Origin of the sequence: Micromonospora sp. NPDC049089 (genome assembly GCF_040648775.1) — a bacterium.
Lineage (GTDB): Bacteria > Actinomycetota > Actinomycetes > Mycobacteriales > Micromonosporaceae > Micromonospora.
The window spans coordinates 1-3,244 of record NZ_JBEZEH010000357.1 but is presented as its reverse complement, the minus strand read 5'-3'; the positions used below and the strand labels follow the sequence as shown (position 1 = coordinate 3,244).

The window sequence follows — 3,244 nt, the reverse complement described above, 5'->3', positions numbered from 1 at the left end:
CCCCTTGCCCCCGGTCCGCGGGGTCGGCCCCGCGCCCGGCCGGCCTGCCCAACCTGTTCCAGGTGGCGGCGGCCGCCAGCCCGTACGCGAGGTGCGGGATGATGTCGGAGATCCAGTCGGAGCGGCGCCACGTACGCGGGTCGCTGATCCCGAGCACGGTGATCGACCCGTCGGTCATGGTCATGACGCCCGCGCCGAGCAGACCGGTGGCCACCGGCAACGGCTGACGTCGACCACCGGCGTAGAGCGCGAACCCGACGCCCGCGGCGACGCCCAACCCGTAACCGATCAGCGGCCCGAGGCCCGAGCGGCGGTTGGCCGCCCGGGCCCCGTTTCCCAGGTCGACGTGCGCGATCCCGGCCAGCCGGTCGACGGTCTCCTGGGGGACGTCGCTCTCGGGCCGTCCCCGAAGTGCCATGTCCAGGTAGCTGACCACGTTCAGCGCGGTGCTGCCGACGGCGCCTGCGATCGCGCCGTCGGCCACGTCGACCGTCCTCACTTCGGGTCGCCCGGTTCGCGCTCGCTCTTCGGGCCGTACGTCCGGTCGCCGCGCACCACGCCTCGTTGACCGCGATCCTCCTGGAGGATCCTGTTCGCGACCTGGTTGGCCTTGCCGTCGGGTACTCGGCGTCCGGAGTCGTCGATCGCGTTACGCAACCGCGCGCGCTGCTTGTCGTACGCGTTACTGCCCGGCCGTGGTCCTGGCATCTGTGCCTCCTTCGTCGGTCTGGGCACCTGGTGCTGCCCGCCGTCGCTGGGCGTACCGCGGCCGTCTACCCGTCTGGCGGCGGACCAACCCCGGCGCACTAACGGGGCGCGCGGACCACGACCACCGGGCACTGCGCGTGGTGCAGCATCGACTGGCTCACCGACCCCAGCAGCAACCCGGTCACCTCGCCGCGCCCGCGCCCACCGACGACCGCCAGTTGGGCGGAGCGGGACGCCTCGGCGAGCACAGTGCCGGGTCGGCCGTGCGCCACCTGGCAGGTCAACCGCAGACCCTGGTGGGCCTCGGTGAGCCCGGTCAGCCACCCGGCGAGCATCCGTTCCTGCTCGCCGCGCAACCGCGCCTCGTCGTACACCAGGGGTTGCATGTCGCCCGGGCCGCTGCTGCCGGGATGGCGGTAGGCGTGCACCGCCATCAGCGGCACGCCGAGTGACACTGCGGTCTCGGCGGCGAAGCCCGCCGCCAGCCGGGAGGCGTCCGAGCCGTCCACGGCGACCAGGACCGGCTCGTCGGGGCGTTGCGTGCCGCGCGCGACCAGCACCGGGCAGTCGGCGTACGCGGCGACCTGCACCGCGACCGAGCCGACCAGCAGCGCGGAGAACCCACCCAGCCCGCGATCGCCGAGCACGATGAGCGCGGCGGTGGGGGACTCGCCCACCAGCACCGCGGAAGCCTCTCCGTCGATGATCTCGCCGGAGATCGTCAACCCGGGCACTGTCGCCTCCGCCTCGCGGACCGCGGCCTGGATGAGTTCCTCGGCCCGGTGGCGCAGGCCACCGCCGGGCGGCGCGTCCGGGGCGGGGGAGACGGGTACGTGCAGCAGCGGCCAGATGAAGCCGTGCACGACCCGCAGTGGTCGGTGCCGGCGGGCCGCCTCGGCGGCGGCGAGGCGCACGGCGCGCAGCGCCGACTCCGAGCCGTCGACGCCGACCACCACCGCCGCGTTGTTCGCCGAGTTCACGGCCCACCTCCGCTCGCGGCCAGTATCGCGGGCCCGGACGCCCCCGCGTCGCGATACCGCCGAGCGCGTCCCGGTCGGTACGCTGGCGGCGACCGGGGAGGGAGCGCCGCCGATGGGTGAACCGGACCAGCCGAGCACCGCTCGCATGATCGACTTTTGGCTCGGCGGGCAGCACCACTTCCCCGTGGACGTGGCCGCCGCGAACGCGTTCGAGCAGGCGTACGGGCCGTGCGCGCCGGTGTTCCGCGAGCTGCGGGCGTTCCTGGGCCGGGCGGTGCGGGCCATGGCCGCCCACGGCGTGGACGGGTTCCTGGTGTTCGGCGCCGGGGTGCCGACGATGGGCAACGTGCACGAGGTCGCCGCCGACGCGACGGTGCTCTACACCGACGTCGACCCGGTCACCATCCGACTGGGACAGAGCATCCTCGCCGGCAGCGACCGGGCCGGCTACGGCTTCGGCGACGCGACCGACATCGGCACCGTCGACCCGGCGCAGCTGCACCGTTTCGTGCCGGGGTGGGGTCGGCGGCCGGTCGGAGTGGTCTTCCTGGGGTTGGCCGCGTTCCTCGACGACGCCACGCTGACCCGAACCCTCGACGAGCTGTACGCTGCCGCGGCGCCGGGCAGCCTGCTCGCTGTGGACTTCGACACCGAGGAGCTGGCCGGTCACCCGCAGGCGCTGGCCATGATGGGGCCGCAGTTCCGGATGCGTCCACCGGCGGCGTTCGCGCCCCTGCTGGGTCGGTGGGCGCCGACGGCGGACGGGATCGTCCCGGTTGCCGAGTGGCGCCCGGAAGGCCCGCTGGCCGAGGTGCCCGACGCGTTCCACGGTGTGCTCGCGACCCGCGCGGGTGACTGACCGCGCCGATCACCCGTCCGGTGACGTCCGTATGATGCTTGCCCTACAGCAAGCTTCGGGGGAGGTCGACGATGGTAGACGCGCCGGACGTGGTGTCGCGCGCGTTGCGCGAGGCTCCGCCCGACCAGTTGGCGGAGGCGGCGGACCGGGCGATCCGGTCCGCGATGGGCGCGCTGCGCACCGACGTCTTCGTCGCCGACTACCGGATCAGCGGCCTGTGGCCGGTGCTGGATCCGGACCTGCCGGCGGCCGGTTTCCTGGCCTGCCACACCATGGCGCAGCGCTGCTTCAGCAGCCAGCAGCCGGTCCGCGACGGTGAGGGCCCCTGCCGGCTCTACCTGCCGTTGACCGTGTGGGGCGAGCGGCTGGGTGTGCTGCTGATCGAGCTGCCGGCCGTACCGAACGCGGCGGTCACCGGTCGGGCGACGGACATCGCCGCCGCTCTGGCGGTGGCGATGCGCGCGGCGGACCGGGAGACCGACCGCTACCGGCGGGCCCGCCGTCGGGAGCGACTGACGATGGCCGCCGAAATGCAGTGGGATCTGCTGCCCGGTCGTGGTGTGTCCCACCACGCGTTGGGGGGGGGCGGGCGGCGCGGACCGGCGGACCCCGGGGGTGGGGGCCACGTCGCCTGGTGGCGTGACGGCGACCGTCACACCCTGACGGTGCGCAACGGCGAGGGCAACGGCCAGGCGGC

General features: G+C 74.3%; 4 protein-coding genes and 1 pseudogene. 2 read left to right on the top strand and 3 right to left on the bottom strand.

The window, feature by feature from the left end; genetic code table 11:
* From AB0B48_RS32585 to AB0B48_RS32575, 3 genes are all read right to left on the bottom strand, one after another.
* The coding region (locus AB0B48_RS32585; protein WP_357208374.1) for a hypothetical protein at positions 1-499 on the bottom strand (499 nt) is incomplete at its 3' end.
* A complete protein-coding gene (locus AB0B48_RS32580) occupies positions 496-708 on the bottom strand; it encodes a phosphatidylethanolamine-binding protein (RefSeq protein ID WP_088989541.1) in 213 nt (70 codons plus the stop codon). The genes AB0B48_RS32580 and AB0B48_RS32585, both read right to left, overlap by 4 nt.
* A 98-nt stretch (positions 709-806) precedes the next feature.
* Positions 807-1,688 carry a universal stress protein gene (locus AB0B48_RS32575; RefSeq protein WP_357208372.1) on the bottom strand — a complete coding sequence of 294 codons (882 nt, stop codon included), beginning with the start codon at positions 1,686-1,688 and terminating at the stop codon, positions 807-809.
* A 112-nt stretch (positions 1,689-1,800) separates the two neighbouring features.
* On the opposite strand from AB0B48_RS32575, the gene AB0B48_RS32570 reads away from it, so the two are divergent.
* Both AB0B48_RS32570 and AB0B48_RS32565 read left to right on the top strand, forming a co-directional pair.
* On the top strand, positions 1,801-2,547 hold the full coding sequence (locus AB0B48_RS32570; protein ID WP_357208370.1) for an SAM-dependent methyltransferase: 747 nt from the start codon (positions 1,801-1,803) through the stop codon (positions 2,545-2,547).
* 71 nt (positions 2,548-2,618) lie between these two features.
* A pseudogene (locus AB0B48_RS32565) lies at positions 2,619-3,244 on the top strand (protein phosphatase); the annotation flags it as partial.

What these genes read in the sequence shown, in the direction of transcription:
- AB0B48_RS32580 (WP_088989541.1), bottom strand. Translation starts at nt 708, where the DNA reads ATGCCAGGACCACGGCCGGGCAGTAACGCGTACGACAAGCAGCGCGCG.
- AB0B48_RS32570 (WP_357208370.1), top strand. Translation starts at nt 1,801, where the DNA reads ATGGGTGAACCGGACCAGCCGAGCACCGCTCGCATGATCGACTTTTGG.